The organism is Arthrobacter sp. zg-Y1171 (assembly GCF_025244845.1).
GTDB lineage: Bacteria > Actinomycetota > Actinomycetes > Actinomycetales > Micrococcaceae > Arthrobacter_B.
On sequence record NZ_CP104264.1, the window covers coordinates 770,609 to 785,976 of the forward strand.

Genomic DNA, 15,368 nt, shown 5'->3' on the forward strand with positions numbered 1-15,368 from the left:
TCCGGCCGTTCCGTTCGGGTGAGCCCCGAGCCTATAGTTCAAGAGGGGTTCCCTCCTACTGTGAGCGAGGCTTCAAGATGGCCAATATCACCACCCGACCCGTCACAAAACTTGGAATCGTGGGAGCCGGAAGTGTCGGCACCTCACTGGCGTACGCGGCGATCATCCGAGACACGGCCCGCCAGATTGCGATTTACGACATCGACGCCGTCCGGGCAGAAGCCGAGGGGCTGGACCTGGCGCACGGCACGCAGTTCACCGGCGCCAACACGGTCACCGGCGGAGGCAACGTCGAGGACCTGGCCGGGGCTGACGTCATAGTCATCACCGCCGGTGCCCGGCAACAGCCGGGCCAGAGCAGGCTGGACCTGGCCGGCGCAAACGTGCGGATCCTGGAGAACCTGATGCCGCAGCTGATGGAACAGGCTCCGGACGCGGTCTACATCATGGTGACCAACCCGGCCGACATCCTTGCCGTTGCGGCGCAGAAGATCGCAGGCCTGCCGCGCAACCGGATCTTCTCCTCGGGCACGGTTCTGGACACCTCCCGGCTGCGGCTGCTGCTGGCGCGCGAAGCCCACGTTCTGATGACCAGCGTGCATGCCACCATCATCGGCGAACACGGCGACAGCGAGTTCCCTGTCTGGTCCAACGCCACCATCGGGCCGGTGCCCATCCGGGATTGGAAGATCAGCGGAAGGCAGGTTTTTACCGATGAGTTCCTTGCCGCCGCCACGGACGACGTCGTCAACGCCGCCTACAGGGTGATCGAGGGCAAAGGGGCCACCAATTACGCGATCGGCCTGGCCGGAGTGCGGATCATCGAAGCGGTGCTGAATGCCGAAAATGCCGTCCTGCCCGTTGCGGCCACGCTGGACGGGGAGTACGGGATCAGCGGTGTTGCACTGTCCCTCCCGTCCATCGTGGGCCACAACGGGGTCTACAAGATGCTCGAAATGCCGCTGGACGAGGCAGAGACCGGGAAGCTCATGGCCTCGGCCGAGACCCTGCAGGGCACTCTGAAGTCACTGGGAATCTGACGGACCCGTAAGGCGCGCGGTCCTTACGGGTCCGGGGTTCCTAGCTGACTGCTGACGGCTCGGGTTCCTGTGCCGGTTCCTTCGCCAGCCGGACGGCGTCGTTGAATTCGGCGTCAATCTCCGGTGAGGGTTTGTGGGTCAGCAGACTGACCACCACGGTCAGGGCCACGTTGATGACGAAGCCGGGAACAATCTCGTACAGGGTTCCCGAGAGCGCATCCACGCTGCCCCAGATGTAGGCCGTCACGGCACCGGCAATCATGCCGGTCAGGGCGCCGGCAGTGCTCAGCCGCCGCCAGAACAGGGCCAGCAGGATGGTCGGTCCGAAGGAAGCGCCGAATCCGGCCCAGGCGAAGCCCACCAGGTCAAGAATGGTGTCGTTACGGCCCAGCGCAATGAGGATGGAAATCACGGAAACCACCAGGACGCCAAGCCGGCCGAGCATCACCAGGGACCGCGGGGAGGCCTCGCGGCGAAGCGCAATCCGGTACAGGTCTTCGACCAGCGCCGAGGACGTCACGATCAACTGGGAAGAGATGGTGCTCATGATCGCGGCCAGCACCGCGGCCAGGACAAAGCCGGCCACGAGCGGGTGGAAGAAGATCTGGGCGAGGCTCAGGAAGACCGCTTCCGGTTCGTCCAGGGTCAGATTGTTCTGCTGGAAGTAGGCCACGCCTACCAGCGCAGTGAAAACGGCACCGATCACGCTGAAGAGCATCCAGCCGACGCCGATCCGGCGGCCTGCTTTCGCATCGGCGGGGGAGCGCAGCGCCATGAAGCGGACAATGATGTGCGGCTGGCCGAAGTAGCCCAGCCCCCAGGCGAGTGCGGAAATGATGCCCAGCGCTGTGCCGCCGGCAATCGGGTCCAGCATGTCCGGGTTCACCTCGCGGAGGGAGTCGGTCATGCCGCCGAAGCCGCCCACGTTGACCAGGCCAACCACGGGAACCAGTACCAGGGCGGCCACCATCATCAGGCCCTGCACCACGTCGGTGTAGCTGGCGGCGAGGAATCCGCCGAAGAGCGTGTAGGCAATGGTGACGACGGCAACGATCAGCATGCCGGTTACATAGCTTGAGCCGAAGGAGCTTTCGAAGAAGACGCCGCCGGCGACCATGCCGGAGGAGACGTAGAACGTGAAGAAGACCAGGATGATCAGGCCCGACACCACTCGGAGGAGCCGTGAGCGGTCCCGAAGCCGGTTCTCGAGGAAGCTGGGCACCGTGATGGAATTGTTCGCGACCATCGTGTAGGCGCGGAGGCGGGGTGCCACGAACTTCCAGTTCAGCCAGGCCCCGACGGTCAGGCCGACGGCAATCCAGCCTTCCACCAATCCCGAAACGTAGATGGCGCCCGGCAGGCCCATCAGCAGCCAGCCGGACATGTCGGAGGCGCCTGCGCTGAGGGCCGCGACGCCGGGCTTCAGGTCCCGTCCCGCGAGCATGTAGTCGTCCAGGCTGTTGGTCTTGCGGTAGGCCCACCAGCCAATCGCCAGCATGGCGAGCATGTAGATCGTCATGGCGATCACTTTGTACGTCTGATCTGTCATTGCTTAGTTGCCGTTCCGTTGGTGCGTGTGGGAAGTACGGCGTCCAACTATGTCAGGAATCACATCGATGTAAGTTCTCGCAGCCGCCAGGCGTTCCGGACCGCATGTCCGCCGAGGTCGTTATTGAAGTAGGCGTAAACGTCCTTGCCCGCGGACTCCCACTCGCGGATCCGGGCCGCCCACCACTGCAGGTCTTCCTCGGTGTAGGAATCGACGTAGAGCTGCTCGGGGTTCGGTCCGTGCAGCCGGACGTACACAAACGGGGCGGTGGCGCGCAGGGTGCACGGCAGGTGCGCCCCGCTCATGACGGTGTAGGCGGCGCCGTGGCGTTCCAGCAGCTGGAAGACCTCGTCGTCGTTCCAGCTGTCGTGCCGGAACTCCACAGCCACCCTGATGTTGTCGGGGAGTTTCGCCAGGAGGTAATCCAGGCGGTCGTCGTCGCGCTCCATATCCGGGGAAAGCTGAAGCAGGAACACTCCGCTGCGGTCTCCCAGCGCGGCGAAACAGCGCTCGATCCGGCCGACCCACTCATCCGGATCCCGCAGCTTGCGCCCGTGGGTCAGCCCCCGGGGAGCCTTGACCGAAAAAACGTACCCTTCCGGCAGCCGGTCCCGGTAGGCGGCAAACGCCTCCTCGCGGGGCCAGCGGTAGAAGCTGCCGTTAAACTCCACGGTGTCGAATTCGCTCGCATACCTTTCCAGCCATACCCGGGCCGGCACGCCCTTGGGGTACAGCACGTTGCGCCAGTGGGTGTAGGCCCAGCCCGATGTTCCGATATGGATGCTCACAGCATCCAAACTAGCCGCTGGCTGTGCACCGTTTCGGGATTGTGCGTGCCTCCCTCGGGTTCCACACTGGAAGGGGATCCCGCCGTGCCACCCCCCTGCAGGCAGGAGCGTCGAATGAGTGACCAATTTCCCGATAGCGTGCTGCCGGAGGAGGATTTCCTGCACATGGTGCGGGATCTGCCGTCCGGCCCCACCGCCATCTACGAGGCCTGGATCGATCTGGCCCGAATTACTTCCTGGTGGGGCGCGGCAGGTTTTATCGTCCCGCCGGACCGCATCTCCGCCAATCAGCACGTTGGCGGGGACTACCAGGCGTGCATGATCAATCCCGCCACCGGCGACGAACTCTGGTGGGGCGGTGAATACCTGGTCCTCGATCCGCCGCACCGATTGGGAGTGACGCAGCAGTGGCAGCAGCCGGACGGTGCTCCGGCGGGTCCGAAGCGGGTGCTCAATGTCGAGCTGCAGGCCATGGACGTCGGGGAAGGGCCCCCCGTGACCCGCATGACATTCCGGGAGGGTCCCTTCGGTGCAGGCAGGGACATCGAAGGATATGAAAGCGCGTGGAGCGAGTCCTTTAAGCGGCTGGCCCGCTATCTGGCCGGACAACGCGGACCGGCGTGACCCGGCCGTTGCTGCAGGCAGGCCCCCGGATGAAATAACCCGGGCTGTGTCGGGGTTGCTACTAGCGTGCCCGGACAAAAAGGTCCGGAGCGCAAGCAACTGAAAGGCACGCTTCAATGACTGTTCCGCTCTCCATTCTCGATCTCGCCATCATCGATGAGGGCGAGACCGCACGCGATTCCTTTGCTTCTTCACTGGCGCTGGCACAGGAAGCGGAAAAGCTCGGATATACCCGCATCTGGTACGCCGAGCACCACAACATGCCCACCATCGCTTCCTCAGCCACCAGTGTGTTGATCGGCTACATTGCCGCTCACACCCAGAGCATCCGGCTCGGCGCCGGCGGCGTTATGCTGCCGAACCACGCTCCGCTGACCATTGCGGAGCAGTTCGGCACCCTCGAAACGCTGTTCCCGGGCCGCATTGATCTTGGGCTCGGCCGGGCTCCCGGCACGGACCAGAAGACGCTGCACGCGCTGCGCCGGGACCACATGTCCTCGGACAGCTTCCCCCAGGATGTCCAGGAACTGCAGGGATACCTGAGCGGCAACACCCTCATCCCGGGCATCAACGCGACGCCGGGAGCAGGCACCAACGTGCCGCTGTACATCCTCGGCTCCTCCCTCTTCGGCGCCAAGCTTGCCGCGGCCCTGGGCCTGCCGTACTCCTTTGCCTCGCACTTCGCTCCGCAGGCACTGCAGGACGCAGTGACCATCTACCGCCGCGACTTCAAGCCCTCGGCCCAGCTGGCCGAGCCGTACGTGATTGCCGGCGTGAACGTGGTGGCTGCCGAGACCACCGAAGAGGCGCAGCAGATGTTCGCCGATTCGCAGCGCCGCCGCGTGACCCAGCTCTTCGGCCGGGACCGTACCTTCACCGATGAAGAGGCGGATGCCATCCTTCAGTCACCGGGTGGACAGCAGGTCAAGCAGATGGGCCGCTACTCGGCCGTCGGCAACCCCGAGGAAGTCCGGGACTACCTCGACTGGTTCACCGGGCATGCGCAGGCCGATGAACTGATCGTTGCCACTCAGACCGCCACACTGGAATCGCGGCTCCGCTCCTTCCAGCTGCTTGCGGATGCGGCGCTGCCGGTCCGCGCCTGAACCCTGCCTCATCCACGGTGGCCTGCGGCTGCTGTGCTAGATATGAAGGATGAGTTCTAAGCCCCACGTCATCCACTGTTCCGTCGGCATGCGCTGGGGGGACATGGATGCTTACGGCCACGTCAACAACGTGGAGATTGTCCGCATTCTCGAGGAAGCCCGCGTGCATGCCTTCGGCCCTCCCGGCGGAACGGGAGGGCCGGGGCACAAGCCGGCTGTTCCGCTGTTCAGCGATGTTCCGCCCGGTACCCAGTCCCTCGTCGTCGAACACCGTGTCCGGTACGTTGCGGAGCTGACCTACCGGAACATCCCGGCCGACGTCGACGTCTGGATCAGTGCGGTCAAGGGCGCGAGCCTCACGCTTTCCTACGTCATACATGACCCGGTGACACAGCAGGCCTGTGTCCGCGCGGAAACCACGCTGGCCTTCGTCGACGGCGCAACGGGTGCGCTGCAGCGGCTGACGCCGGCGCAACGGGAAATGGCGGCTGCCCACAGCGGAGCTTCCGTTTTCGCGTGAAGTCCCGGCCGACCCCCGGCGGCCCCTATGATCGGCCCGCCCCGGCCAATAACATCTTCGGTAGTCCCGGCAGGTTCCCCCCCCCCCCCCGGAAGCTAAGGAGATGCGCCGTGTGGCACAACCTCGGCATCACCCCGTCCGAAGCTCTTTGGGTTGTACTGAGTGCCCTCGGCATTTACGCAGCCTTTTCCCTGTTGGTGCGCGGCTTGGGGCAGCGCGCGCTGGCTAGCTGGTCCACGCTGGACCGCGCCATCGTCATTGCACTGGGCGGTGTGCTCGGCCGGGTGGTCCTCGGCTACACGCCCACCCTGGCCGCCGGCGTTATCGGGTTGGCCACCATGTTCGGGATGCTGCGCCTGGAGGGCTACCTTCGCCGGAGCAGGCACGGAGCCTACCTGTCCAGCCGGCCGATCCTCCTGATGGCCGGAAGCGAAGTGGTGCAGGAGGGTCTGCGTAAGGCGCACATCTTGGAAGAGGAGCTGTTCTTCAAGCTGAGGCAGTCCGGCATCCGGAACCTGACCGAAGTGGCAGCGGCGATCCTGGAGCCCACGGGCGAGGTCAGCGTTCTGCGCCGGGGTGAGCTCATTGCTCCCCAGCTGCTGCTCAGGGTGACCAACGCGTCCCGGATTCCGCGTGAGCTGGTGCTTCCCGAGTAGGTCAAGGGGCGACGCCGACCACGGCACAAAGCCCTGTTCGACGCCAGGGTCGACGACAATCCAGCTTGGATCACTGAGGCCCGTACCAAGGGCCTGATCAGGTAAACGGAGGGCGCGGGGGAGTGGATTAGGCGCTCGGGCAAACCTCGTGTAGGCTGAAACGCAGTTGTTGTGTTGCGCATTTTGTATTTCAAGTGGCGAAACCCAATTGGTCTAGCTGCTTTTTCTGTAGAAGCGGTAAAGGAACACCGCGACTGAAACCGCCCGAAAGTCGGGATGTGTTTCGAATGCAGAAGGAATTAAAAAAATGGCTACAGGTACCGTGAAATGGTTCAACTCCGAAAAGGGCTTCGGCTTCATTGAGCCCGACGACGGCAGCGCCGACGTCTTCGCTCACTACTCCGCGATCAACTCCAACGGCTACAAGTCGCTGGACGAGAACCAGAAGGTTAGCTTCGACACCGAGCAGGGCCCCAAGGGCCCGCAGGCCTCGAACATCCAGGCCCTCTAAATTTCTTAGAGACTTTGTAACGGCCGCTTAGCGCCGATACTACATAGAGCAGGACGGGATCTCCCGTCCTGCTCTTGTGTTTAACCGGCGTGCTTGGGGCTGAAGGTCGCCGGAAAGCGGGTTTCCCTGCAGTTTGTCAGGATTCCCGCGCTGCGCGGCGCAGGGATTGGCACAAACTGCAGGGATCCGGACAAAGCGCAGGGGCGCGGTCAGCTGGAATGTGCGGGCCCGACGTACCGTGCAGGCGCCCGGGTTAGGCGGCTTTAATATTCCTGCGAGCCCTGCGAGCGAGGAATTTCGTTGCCGCCGTTCCGGGTGCCGGAGCGGGAAGCGCCGGAGCAGGAGGCTGCGGAGGCCCGCCGCAGCGCCCTCAGTCGTGAATCCGGACGGCTGCCTCGCGCAGGTATTGTTCAACCCGGCTGTACGCGTCCTGGGTCAGGGCCTTCCACAGGTTCATGCTCAGCACCGGATCCTTTTCAGCCAGCTCGTCGATCGAATCGGCGGTCAGCACCTTGACCTTCACCGGTCCCGCCGCCTTGACGGTGGTTTCCTGGCGTTTGTCCTCACCCATCGCCATTTCACCGAAGGTCATGCCCGGACCCAGCGTGGCGAGTTTGACCCTGCTGCCGTCCGGACCGGGCATGGACGTGGTGATGTGCCCGGAAACGATGAAGAAGACACCCCCGAAGCGCTGGCCCACGCGCCGGACCACGTCGCCGTCGTCGTACGCCCGGTCCTCCATCATCTGCTGCAGCAGCTGCGCTTCTTCGGGGTCCAGCGGGCTGAGCGCCGGGGAATCTGCGGGATCGATGCTGTCCGGCAGGACAAGCTCGGTGCCGTAGCCTTCCAGCAGCCTGTTTTCGCACCACTCGATGGCCGCGGAACGCATGGTGAAGGATTCCGTCTTCCGGTCCAGTTCCTGCAGTGCGGCCGTAACCGACCCCTCGACATCCACCAGGGCCAGCTCGCGCCCGGCACGGCGGAGCATGTCTTCCGCCTCGGCAATCAGCCGGATAGCGACGTCGGACACTTCGTCCACGCTGCGCAGATCGGCAATGACGAGTTCGACGTCGTCGGGCAGCTCGGTAAGGGCCCGCACCATGGACTCGGCGCCGGCGAAGAGCAGGTCGCCGTTGAGCTCGATCACCTGGACCCGATGGCCGTGCTCGGCCAGGATCTCCGCAGCTTCGTCCGTCCGGCGGATGCCGGAAGGAGTGGAGGTGATGTCGTAGATGGCGCGGATGGCGGAGCGGCCGGTCCGTGCAGCCCGGACAAAGTGGAGGCCGAGGTCGTGGGAGAGCCGCTGGCTGACCGCCACCCCTCGCACGCTGTTGCCGTGGGCGTCCAGGGGAGGGGAATAGACCGCCAGGCCTACTTGACCGGGCAGGACGGCAAGGATGCCGCCGGCCACGCCGGACTTTGCGGGCATGCCTACGCTGCTGATCCAGGATCCTGCGTCGTCGTACATGCCGCAGGTGGTCATCACCGAAAGGACGCGTTCCACCGAGGCCAGGTCCAGGACTTCTTCTCCGGAGAGGGGATGGCGGCCGCTGTTGGCCAGGGTGGCGGCCATCAGGGCCAGGTCGCGGGCGTTGACCATGACCGAGCACTGCCGGAAGTAGTCCTTGATAATCGGGGCGGGATCGGACTCGATGATTCCGAAGGAACGCAGCAGGTAGGCCAGCGCGGTGTTGCGGTGGCCGGACCTCAGCTCGGAGGCGTAAATCCGCTGGCTCACGTCGAGGTCACGGCCGGCGAAGGCCGAGTAGGTATCCAGGATGCGCTTGAACCGGGACCTGCCGCCGGATCCTTTGACCAGGGAGGTGGCGGTCAGGGCGCCGGCATTGATCATCGCGTTGGCCGGGCGGCCGGTACCTTCGGCCAGGGAGATTTCGTTGAAGGAGTCCCCGGACGGTTCCACGTCCACCTTCTCGTCGACCGCTTCCATGCCCAGGTCTGCGAGGGCCAGGGCGTAGGTGAAGGGCTTGGAGATGGACTGGATGCTGAACTCTTCGCGGGTATCCCCAACCTCATAGACAAAGCCGTCGGCGGTGGCGAGGGCAATCCCGAAGCAATCCGGGTTCACATTGGCCATGGCCGGTATGCCGCGGTACGGGGTGCCGTCTTTCAATCCGGCTATCTCGGCGTGGATCCTGCGTAGGTAGTTCTCGATCGGGGAGTCCATACTTCAAGCCTAGGTGCTTGCGGAGGGGTGACTCTCCACGGGGTGCGCGGTATACTTTTGTTGTTGCAGTGTTGTGCAATTTGTACGTTCAAGCGGCGAAACCCAGATCTAGGGCCAGCCGCTTTTTCTGTATTTTGCATGGAAGGCACGGCAGCGTGAAACTCCCCGAAGGTCGGGGCAGGTTTCGTTCAGAAGGATGATTAAAAATGGCAACAGGTACCGTGAAATGGTTCAACGCTGAAAAGGGCTTCGGATTCATCGAGCCCGATGACGGCAGCGCCGATGTTTTCGCCCACTACTCCGCTATCAACTCCAGTGGCTACCGGTCTCTCGAAGAGAACCAGAAGGTCACTTTCGACACCGAGCAGGGCCCCAAGGGTCCGCAGGCGGTTAACATCCAGGCTGTCTAATAAGACATTAGGTCCGTTTCACGGGCCGGCTTGAATCAGGAGCAGGACGGGATTAATTCCCGTCCTGCTTTTGTTTTGCCCGCCGGATTCTTTCGCTGGCCGTCCATTGCCGGCCCTCGCGGGCGGGCCGGGACGCGTGAGCAATCTAACGCAGGATGACCCGCCGAATGCCGTGTGCCCCTGCCTGGATGCGAAGCTAACCGGGCTCGGAGTGGCGTGCACCATAGGGTAAGCTCCGGCCACACGCGCACCCCAAGGTTAGGAACCAGGCATGTCTGCTGATACCCCTCCCAAGAGGCCCGTAAACCACTCCGATGCAGTGGACGACGACGGCGGTGCACCCGCCAAATGGAAGCTGGTCGGCCCCGGGCTCGTGGTGGCGGCTACCGGCGTCGGCGCCGCCGACATGGTGGCCACCCTCGTTGCCGGATCCCGCTACGGGTACGCGCTGCTCTGGGCGGTGATCCTCGGCGTCGTCCTGAAAATCATCCTGGTGGAGGGTGCCGGACGCTTCACCCTTGCAACCGGTCTAACCATCTTCGAGGGCTGGCGGTCCCTGGGTAAATGGACCACCTGGTATTTCGGCCCCTACATCATGATCTGGGGCTTCATCTACGGAGCCACCGCCATGTCCTCCGCTGCGTTGCCGCTGGCCGCGGTTTTCCCCGCCCTCCCGCTGACGGCGTGGGCGGTCCTGATGGGCCTGGCCGGTTTCGTTATGGTGTGGTTCGGCAGATACGCCACCTTCGAGAAAATCACCGCCGTGCTGGTGGGGCTGATGTTCGTCACGGTGGTGGGGCTGGCCGTGATTGCCGTGCCGAATATTCCGGCGATGTTCGCCGGACTGGTTCCGATGATCCCCGAGGGTGGAGTGTTCTACACACTGGCGCTGGCCGGCGGTGTGGGCGGAACCATCACCTTGGCCGCGTACGGGTATTGGCTGCGGGAAAAAGGCTGGTACACCCCCAAATGGATGCGGGTCATGCGCATCGACAATTCCATGGCGTACGTGATGACGGGCCTTTTCGTGGTGGCGATGCTGATTGTCGGCGCGGAAGTGGTCCGTTCCGCAGGAGTTTCCCTTTCCAGCGGCGACGAAGGCCTGCTGGATTTGTACGACGTGCTGAAGCTGGAATACGGAGACGTAGTTGGCACCGGATTCCTGATCGGGTTCTGGGCCGCCTCCTTCTCCTCGATCATCGGGGTGTGGAACGGCGTCTCGCTGATGTTCGCCGATTTCTGGGGGAACATCCGAGGCAAGGAATCCGGCCACCCCGACACCCGTATCGGCGGAAAGTACTTCCGCTTCTACGTCCTCTGGCTGACCTTCCCGCCGATGATCCTGTTCCAGCTCGGACAACCCATCGGCCTGATCCTGGTCTACGGCGTACTGGGTTCGCTGTTTATGCCCTTCCTTGCGGTGACCCTGCTCGGCCTGCTCAACGGCCGCCGCATCCCCAAGCAATGGGCCAACAAGCTCCATACCAACCTCGCCCTCGGTTTCACGGCGCTGCTGTTCATTGCGCTGGGCATCCAGCAGCTGTGGGACAACATCGCCAAGGCGCTGTAGCGGCACGGTAACTTCCGGAAGAGCTCCCGCAGGCCGGCCCGCCGCGGACCTTTCGCGGCGGGCTAGTTTAGCGCAGCAGGCGGGCTTCCACGAGGGGTAAAACAGAGTAAAAGAAAAGTGCTTACGGGCCATCTACGCAGCGATTCTGCTCAGCTACGCTATTAGCGGCGAGAGAAGGTTGCAGGATGGAAACCAGCGCAACAGGTGGCCTCGACAGGCTCATCGCAGGCCGATACCGACTCATCGAACCAATTGGACGCGGGGGCATGGCCACCGTCTATCGAGGCCAGGATGAAGCGCTCGGCCGCGACATTGCGGTGAAGCTCTTCCGCGCCAGTGCCGTGGCTCCGGACGACATCGGGCGCCAGGAAAACGAGATGCGCCTCCTCGCTTCACTTTCGCATCCGGGCCTGGTCACCTTGTTCGATGCGGGCAAGGACGACGCCGGCCCCGGCGACGGGAACGGCAAAGCGGGGGAGCCGCGGACGTATCTGGTCATGGAGCTGGTGGACGGGCCGGACCTGCGCAAGCGCCTGCGCGAGGGTGCCGTCCTGTCTGCGGATGTCCCCTCCATCGGGGCCGAGCTGGCGGGAGCCCTGGCCTATATCCATGACAGGGGTGTGGTTCACCGTGACGTCAAGCCGGCAAACATCCTCCTGCCGCCGGCTGTCGCGGGGACATCGCCGCGGGCCAAGCTGACGGATTTCGGTATCGCCCGGATACTGGGCGGCGCACGGATCACTGCTGCCGGTGCCACCCTCGGCACCGCCAACTACCTCAGCCCGGAACAGGCGTCCGGACTTGGGGCAGAGGCAGCAAGCGACATTTACTCCCTTGGCCTGGTGTTGCTTGAGGCCGTCACGGGAAGGGTGGAGTTCAACGGCAGCGCTATCGAGGCGGCTGTCGCCCGCCTCAGCCGCGACCCCGCGATTCCAGAGTCCCTGGAAAGCCATTGGCGCGGCCTGCTTTCCGCCATGACCAGCCGGGACCCGGACCTGAGGCCGACGGCCGCTGAAGTGTCAGCGACCCTGTTGGACTACCGCTGGGCGGAAGGGACGGTGCAGCCGGGACGGGTGCCGCAGCTGGCCTCGGGTCCGGGCGGACCAGCAGGTCCGCCGGCCCCCGCCGACCGGGCTCCCGCCGAACCGGACTGGGACCCGTGGAGCGGACCGGCAACGCAGGCGGATGTTGCCTCCGTGAAAGCCGACGACGCCGCCGGGGGAACCGGCGTCGTCGTTACCCCAAGGGAAACGGACGGGACCGATGGCGGCCAGGCCCTGGGCGGGCATCCCTCGGCGCCCCTGCCTTCGGTTCCCCCGCCCATGGACCTGCCGGCACTGTCCGGGCAGATCACGTCTCCGCCGAGTGTCCCGCCCACCGTAGGGACGGTAGCCGCAAAGCCGTTGTCCGAGCCGACGCCGCGTGTACAGGTGCTCGTCGAACCGCGGCAGTCCTTCGCCGGACGAGCCCTGCTTGCCGTCCTGGTGATGGCCGTGCTGACGGCGGCGGTGGTCCTGATGCTCGGGCGCGTGGGGGCGCTGCCGGACGGCGGCGTCATTCCGGGGGAGATCGGGCAGAACCTGGAGCGGCTGCAGGACAACTTCGGGCCGTAACGCACCGGCGCGGGATACTGGAGCGATGAGTACCTCTACACCCGTCCCGTCCACCGCTGTCACCGAGGAAAGCCGCTGCCCGTGCCTTAGCGGGGAAACCTACGGGAACTGCTGCGGGCGCTTCCACTCCGGAGCCGCCACCGCCCCCACCGCGGAGGCGCTGATGCGCTCGCGGTACAGCGCCTTCGCCACCGGAAACGTTCCCTACCTGCTGGCCACGTGGCATCCGGACCACCGCCCCGCGAACCTCGAGCTGGACACCGGGATCGAATGGCGGCGCCTGGATATCCTTTCCACCTCCGGCGGAGGCCCCCTGGACAACACCGGCACAGTTGAATTCCGTGCCCATTACCGGCAGGACGGTCAGCGCGGTACGCAGCAGGAACGAAGCAGCTTTGTCCGTGAACGGGGTCAATGGCTCTATGTGGAGGGACGATAGCCCGCCGCTTCTTCCGGACAGCCACGGGCGGGACCTAGGCTTGAAAGCATCCGACGGCGGCCCCGAAAAAGGCACGCTCAGGGAAGCTCCCGAAATGCAGGCGCATCAGAGGTCCTGCACGTAAGTCGGATGAGCAGGCGAGGACACTATGAAAGCACTCGTTTATGAAGGCCCCGGCCAGAAGTCCTGGAAGGACGTTCCCGACCCCCAGATCCAAGACCCGCGCGATGCCATCGTCAAGATAGATACCACCACCATCTGCGGCACCGACCTGCATATCCTCAAGGGCGACGTACCGGCAGTTACGCCGGGCAGGATCCTAGGCCATGAGGGTGTCGGCACCGTCACGGAGACGGGCTCCGGGGTGAACGCATTCAAGACCGGGGACAAAGTAATCCTGTCCTGCGTCTCGGCGGATGGTTCATGCAGTTTCTGCAAGGAGGGGCTCTACTCGCACTGCACCGGAGAGGAAGGGCAGCCCGGCATTGGGTGGATCTTCGGACACCTGATCGACGGGACGCAGGCCGAGTACATCCGTGTGCCGTATGCGGACACGTCCATGTACCGGTTGCCGGAAAACGTCTCCCAGGAGCACGGTGTCCTGCTCAGCGACATCTTCCCCACCGGGTTTGAAATGGGCGTGCAGTACGGTCAGGTCCAGCCGGGCGACGTCGTCGCAGTGATCGGCGCAGGCCCCGTGGGGCTGGCCGTGATTGCGACCTCGGGACTGTACGGTGCCGCGAAAATCATCGCCGTGGACCTGGACGCCAACCGGGTGGAGCAGGCCCGAAAATTCGGTGCCACCCACGGAGTGAACTCCGGGGATAAGAACTGGCGGGAACAGATCATGGACCTGACGGATGGCTGGGGCGTGGACGTCGCGGTGGAGGCCGTCGGTATCCCTGCCACGTTCGAGATGTGCACCAGTATCGTCCGGCCCGGCGGCAATATGGCCAACGTGGGGGTGCACGGGACGCCCGTAAGCCTGGAGCTGGACCGGCTGTGGATCGAGAACATCAACATCAGCATGGGCCTGGTCAACACGAATACCCTGTCCATGCTCCTGAAGCTGATTGCCGAAGGGAAGCTGCCGGCCGAGGAGTTCATCAGCCACCGCTATTCGCTGGGCGACATCCTTACGGCTTACGACACCTTCTCCCGGGCCGCCGAAACGAACGCGCTCAAGGTGATCCTGCAGGCCTGACCAGTCATCCTGCGGGCAGGAGGGCGGCATCCGGTAGCGGGTGCCGCCTTTTTGCGCATTGGCGGCACCGGCAGATAATGAGAACTGCGGCCGCGTCTGCTCCCGCAGTTCTCAGCTCAGAAGAGGTTTTCCATGTCTAACGGCACCATGATTGCAGGACGGCTCAACGTAGAGACCGGCACCTTCGCCATGCAGGAAGTTCCGATTCCCGATCCTGGCCCGGGCTTCGTGCGCATCAAGGTCGGAGCCGCGGGCGTGTGCCTGTCCGACGTCCACCTGATCCAGGGCCTGCTGCGTCCGCAGTTCCTCCAGGGCAACGAGGTCACCCTCGGCCACGAGGTGGCCGGCACCGTGGACCTTCCCGGTGCAGGTGTCACCTCCGTGGCTCCCGGCGACCGGGTGGTGGTGCAGGCCGGGTACGAATACAACGGCGTCACGCTCACGATGGGCGTTGACTACGACGGCGGCTGGGCCGAGTACCTCGTGGTTCCCGCCGGTGTGCTGGTGCCGCTGGGTGATGACATTCCCTTCGACCAGGCCTCCATCATTCCCGACGCCGTGTCCACTCCTTGGGCTGCCATTGCCTCCACTGCTGAAGTGCGCGCCGGTGAAGCAGTGGGCGTCTGGGGCATCGGCGGGCTCGGTGCGCACGGTGTCCAGCTGCTGCGCCTGATTGGTGCCGCGCCCATCATTGCCGTTGATCCCATCCCCGAGGCCCGGGAGCGTGCCCTGGAATTCGGTGCCGATCTGGCGCTTGACCCGATGGCGGAGGACTTCTCGGACGCGATGAAGGCCGCCACCGCCGGACAGGGGCTCGACGTCGCCCTGGACTTCGCCGGTGTTGACGCCGTCCGGACCCAGGCCATCAACTGCCTGGGCCGGAGCGGACGCCTCGTGCTCGTGGGTCTGTCCGGCAAGCCGATGACCATCAATGACAGCACCGGTTTCTCCTTCGCACGCAAGCAGATCCGCGGCCATTACGGCTCGGACGCGCACCACGTGCCGCAGCTGGTGTCCCTGGCCCGGCTGGGCCGGCTCGATTTCGCCAAGTCCGTCAGTGCGCGCATCCCGCTGGCCGACGCCGAGCAGGCGGTCAAGGCGCTCGACGCGAAGGAAGGCAACCCGATCCGCCTGGTGCTGATCCCGTAGCGTC

At 64.6% G+C, this 15,368-nt stretch carries 15 protein-coding genes; 12 read left to right on the forward strand and 3 right to left on the reverse strand.

Going from position 1 to position 15,368, the window contains the following annotated elements; translation table 11 throughout:
• The first annotated feature begins 77 nt into the window (after positions 1 to 77).
• On the forward strand, positions 78 to 1,040 hold the full coding sequence (locus N2L00_RS03660) for an L-lactate dehydrogenase (RefSeq protein ID WP_255863525.1): 963 nt from the start codon (positions 78 to 80) through the stop codon (positions 1,038 to 1,040).
• Positions 1,041 to 1,080: 40 nt separating this feature from the next.
• Here the strand turns inward: N2L00_RS03660 and putP are convergent, their stop codons facing one another.
• Together putP and N2L00_RS03670 are read right to left on the reverse strand one after the other, a co-directional pair.
• Positions 1,081 to 2,589, reverse strand: coding sequence for a sodium/proline symporter PutP (putP, locus tag N2L00_RS03665; RefSeq protein WP_255863523.1), 1,509 nt, complete (start codon positions 2,587 to 2,589; stop codon positions 1,081 to 1,083).
• 59 nt (positions 2,590 to 2,648) lie between these two features.
• On the reverse strand, positions 2,649 to 3,377 hold the full coding sequence (locus N2L00_RS03670; RefSeq protein ID WP_255766884.1) for a DUF72 domain-containing protein: 729 nt from the start codon (positions 3,375 to 3,377) through the stop codon (positions 2,649 to 2,651).
• Positions 3,378 to 3,491: 114 nt separating this feature from the next.
• On the opposite strand from N2L00_RS03670, the gene N2L00_RS03675 reads away from it, so the two are divergent.
• The 5 genes from N2L00_RS03675 to N2L00_RS03695 all read left to right on the forward strand — a co-directional run bounded on the left by N2L00_RS03675 (position 3,492) and on the right by N2L00_RS03695 (position 6,794).
• Positions 3,492 to 4,001 carry an SRPBCC domain-containing protein gene (locus N2L00_RS03675; RefSeq protein ID WP_255863522.1) on the forward strand — a complete coding sequence of 170 codons (510 nt, stop codon included), beginning with the start codon at positions 3,492 to 3,494 and terminating at the stop codon, positions 3,999 to 4,001.
• A 116-nt stretch (positions 4,002 to 4,117) separates the two neighbouring features.
• Positions 4,118 to 5,107, forward strand: a complete 990-nt coding sequence (locus tag N2L00_RS03680) for an LLM class flavin-dependent oxidoreductase (protein ID WP_255798438.1) — start codon at positions 4,118 to 4,120, stop codon at positions 5,105 to 5,107.
• Between the two features lie 49 nt (positions 5,108 to 5,156).
• Positions 5,157 to 5,627 carry a thioesterase family protein gene (locus N2L00_RS03685; RefSeq protein WP_255766887.1) on the forward strand — a complete coding sequence of 157 codons (471 nt, stop codon included), beginning with the start codon at positions 5,157 to 5,159 and terminating at the stop codon, positions 5,625 to 5,627.
• A 110-nt stretch (positions 5,628 to 5,737) separates the two neighbouring features.
• A complete protein-coding gene (locus N2L00_RS03690; RefSeq protein WP_255863521.1) occupies positions 5,738 to 6,283 on the forward strand; it encodes a DUF421 domain-containing protein in 546 nt (181 codons plus the stop codon).
• Between the two features lie 307 nt (positions 6,284 to 6,590).
• A complete protein-coding gene (locus N2L00_RS03695) occupies positions 6,591 to 6,794 on the forward strand; it encodes a cold-shock protein (protein ID WP_146362594.1) in 204 nt (67 codons plus the stop codon).
• A 370-nt stretch (positions 6,795 to 7,164) separates the two neighbouring features.
• Here the strand turns inward: N2L00_RS03695 and glsA are convergent, their stop codons facing one another.
• A complete protein-coding gene (gene glsA, locus N2L00_RS03700) occupies positions 7,165 to 8,979 on the reverse strand; it encodes a glutaminase A (protein WP_255766889.1) in 1,815 nt (604 codons plus the stop codon).
• 206 nt (positions 8,980 to 9,185) lie between these two features.
• Between glsA and N2L00_RS03705 the strand changes: the two genes are divergently transcribed.
• From N2L00_RS03705 to N2L00_RS03730, 6 genes are all read left to right on the forward strand, one after another.
• Positions 9,186 to 9,389: a cold-shock protein gene (locus tag N2L00_RS03705; RefSeq protein ID WP_146362590.1), complete on the forward strand. Its 204-nt coding sequence runs from the start codon at positions 9,186 to 9,188 to the stop codon at positions 9,387 to 9,389.
• 271 nt (positions 9,390 to 9,660) lie between these two features.
• Positions 9,661 to 10,959, forward strand: coding sequence for an Nramp family divalent metal transporter (locus tag N2L00_RS03710; RefSeq protein WP_255863520.1), 1,299 nt, complete (start codon positions 9,661 to 9,663; stop codon positions 10,957 to 10,959).
• Between the two features lie 185 nt (positions 10,960 to 11,144).
• Entirely contained in the window at positions 11,145 to 12,572 is a 1,428-nt protein-coding gene (locus N2L00_RS03715; protein ID WP_255863519.1) for a serine/threonine-protein kinase, read from the forward strand.
• Positions 12,573 to 12,597: 25 nt separating this feature from the next.
• Complete coding sequence (locus N2L00_RS03720) at positions 12,598 to 13,011, forward strand: YchJ family protein (RefSeq protein WP_255863518.1); 414 nt, start codon at positions 12,598 to 12,600, stop codon at positions 13,009 to 13,011.
• Between the two features lie 148 nt (positions 13,012 to 13,159).
• On the forward strand, positions 13,160 to 14,215 hold the full coding sequence (locus N2L00_RS03725; RefSeq protein WP_255863517.1) for a zinc-dependent alcohol dehydrogenase family protein: 1,056 nt from the start codon (positions 13,160 to 13,162) through the stop codon (positions 14,213 to 14,215).
• Between the two features lie 132 nt (positions 14,216 to 14,347).
• Positions 14,348 to 15,364 carry a zinc-binding dehydrogenase gene (locus N2L00_RS03730; protein ID WP_255766894.1) on the forward strand — a complete coding sequence of 339 codons (1,017 nt, stop codon included), beginning with the start codon at positions 14,348 to 14,350 and terminating at the stop codon, positions 15,362 to 15,364.
• The last annotated feature ends 4 nt before the right edge of the window (positions 15,365 to 15,368 follow it).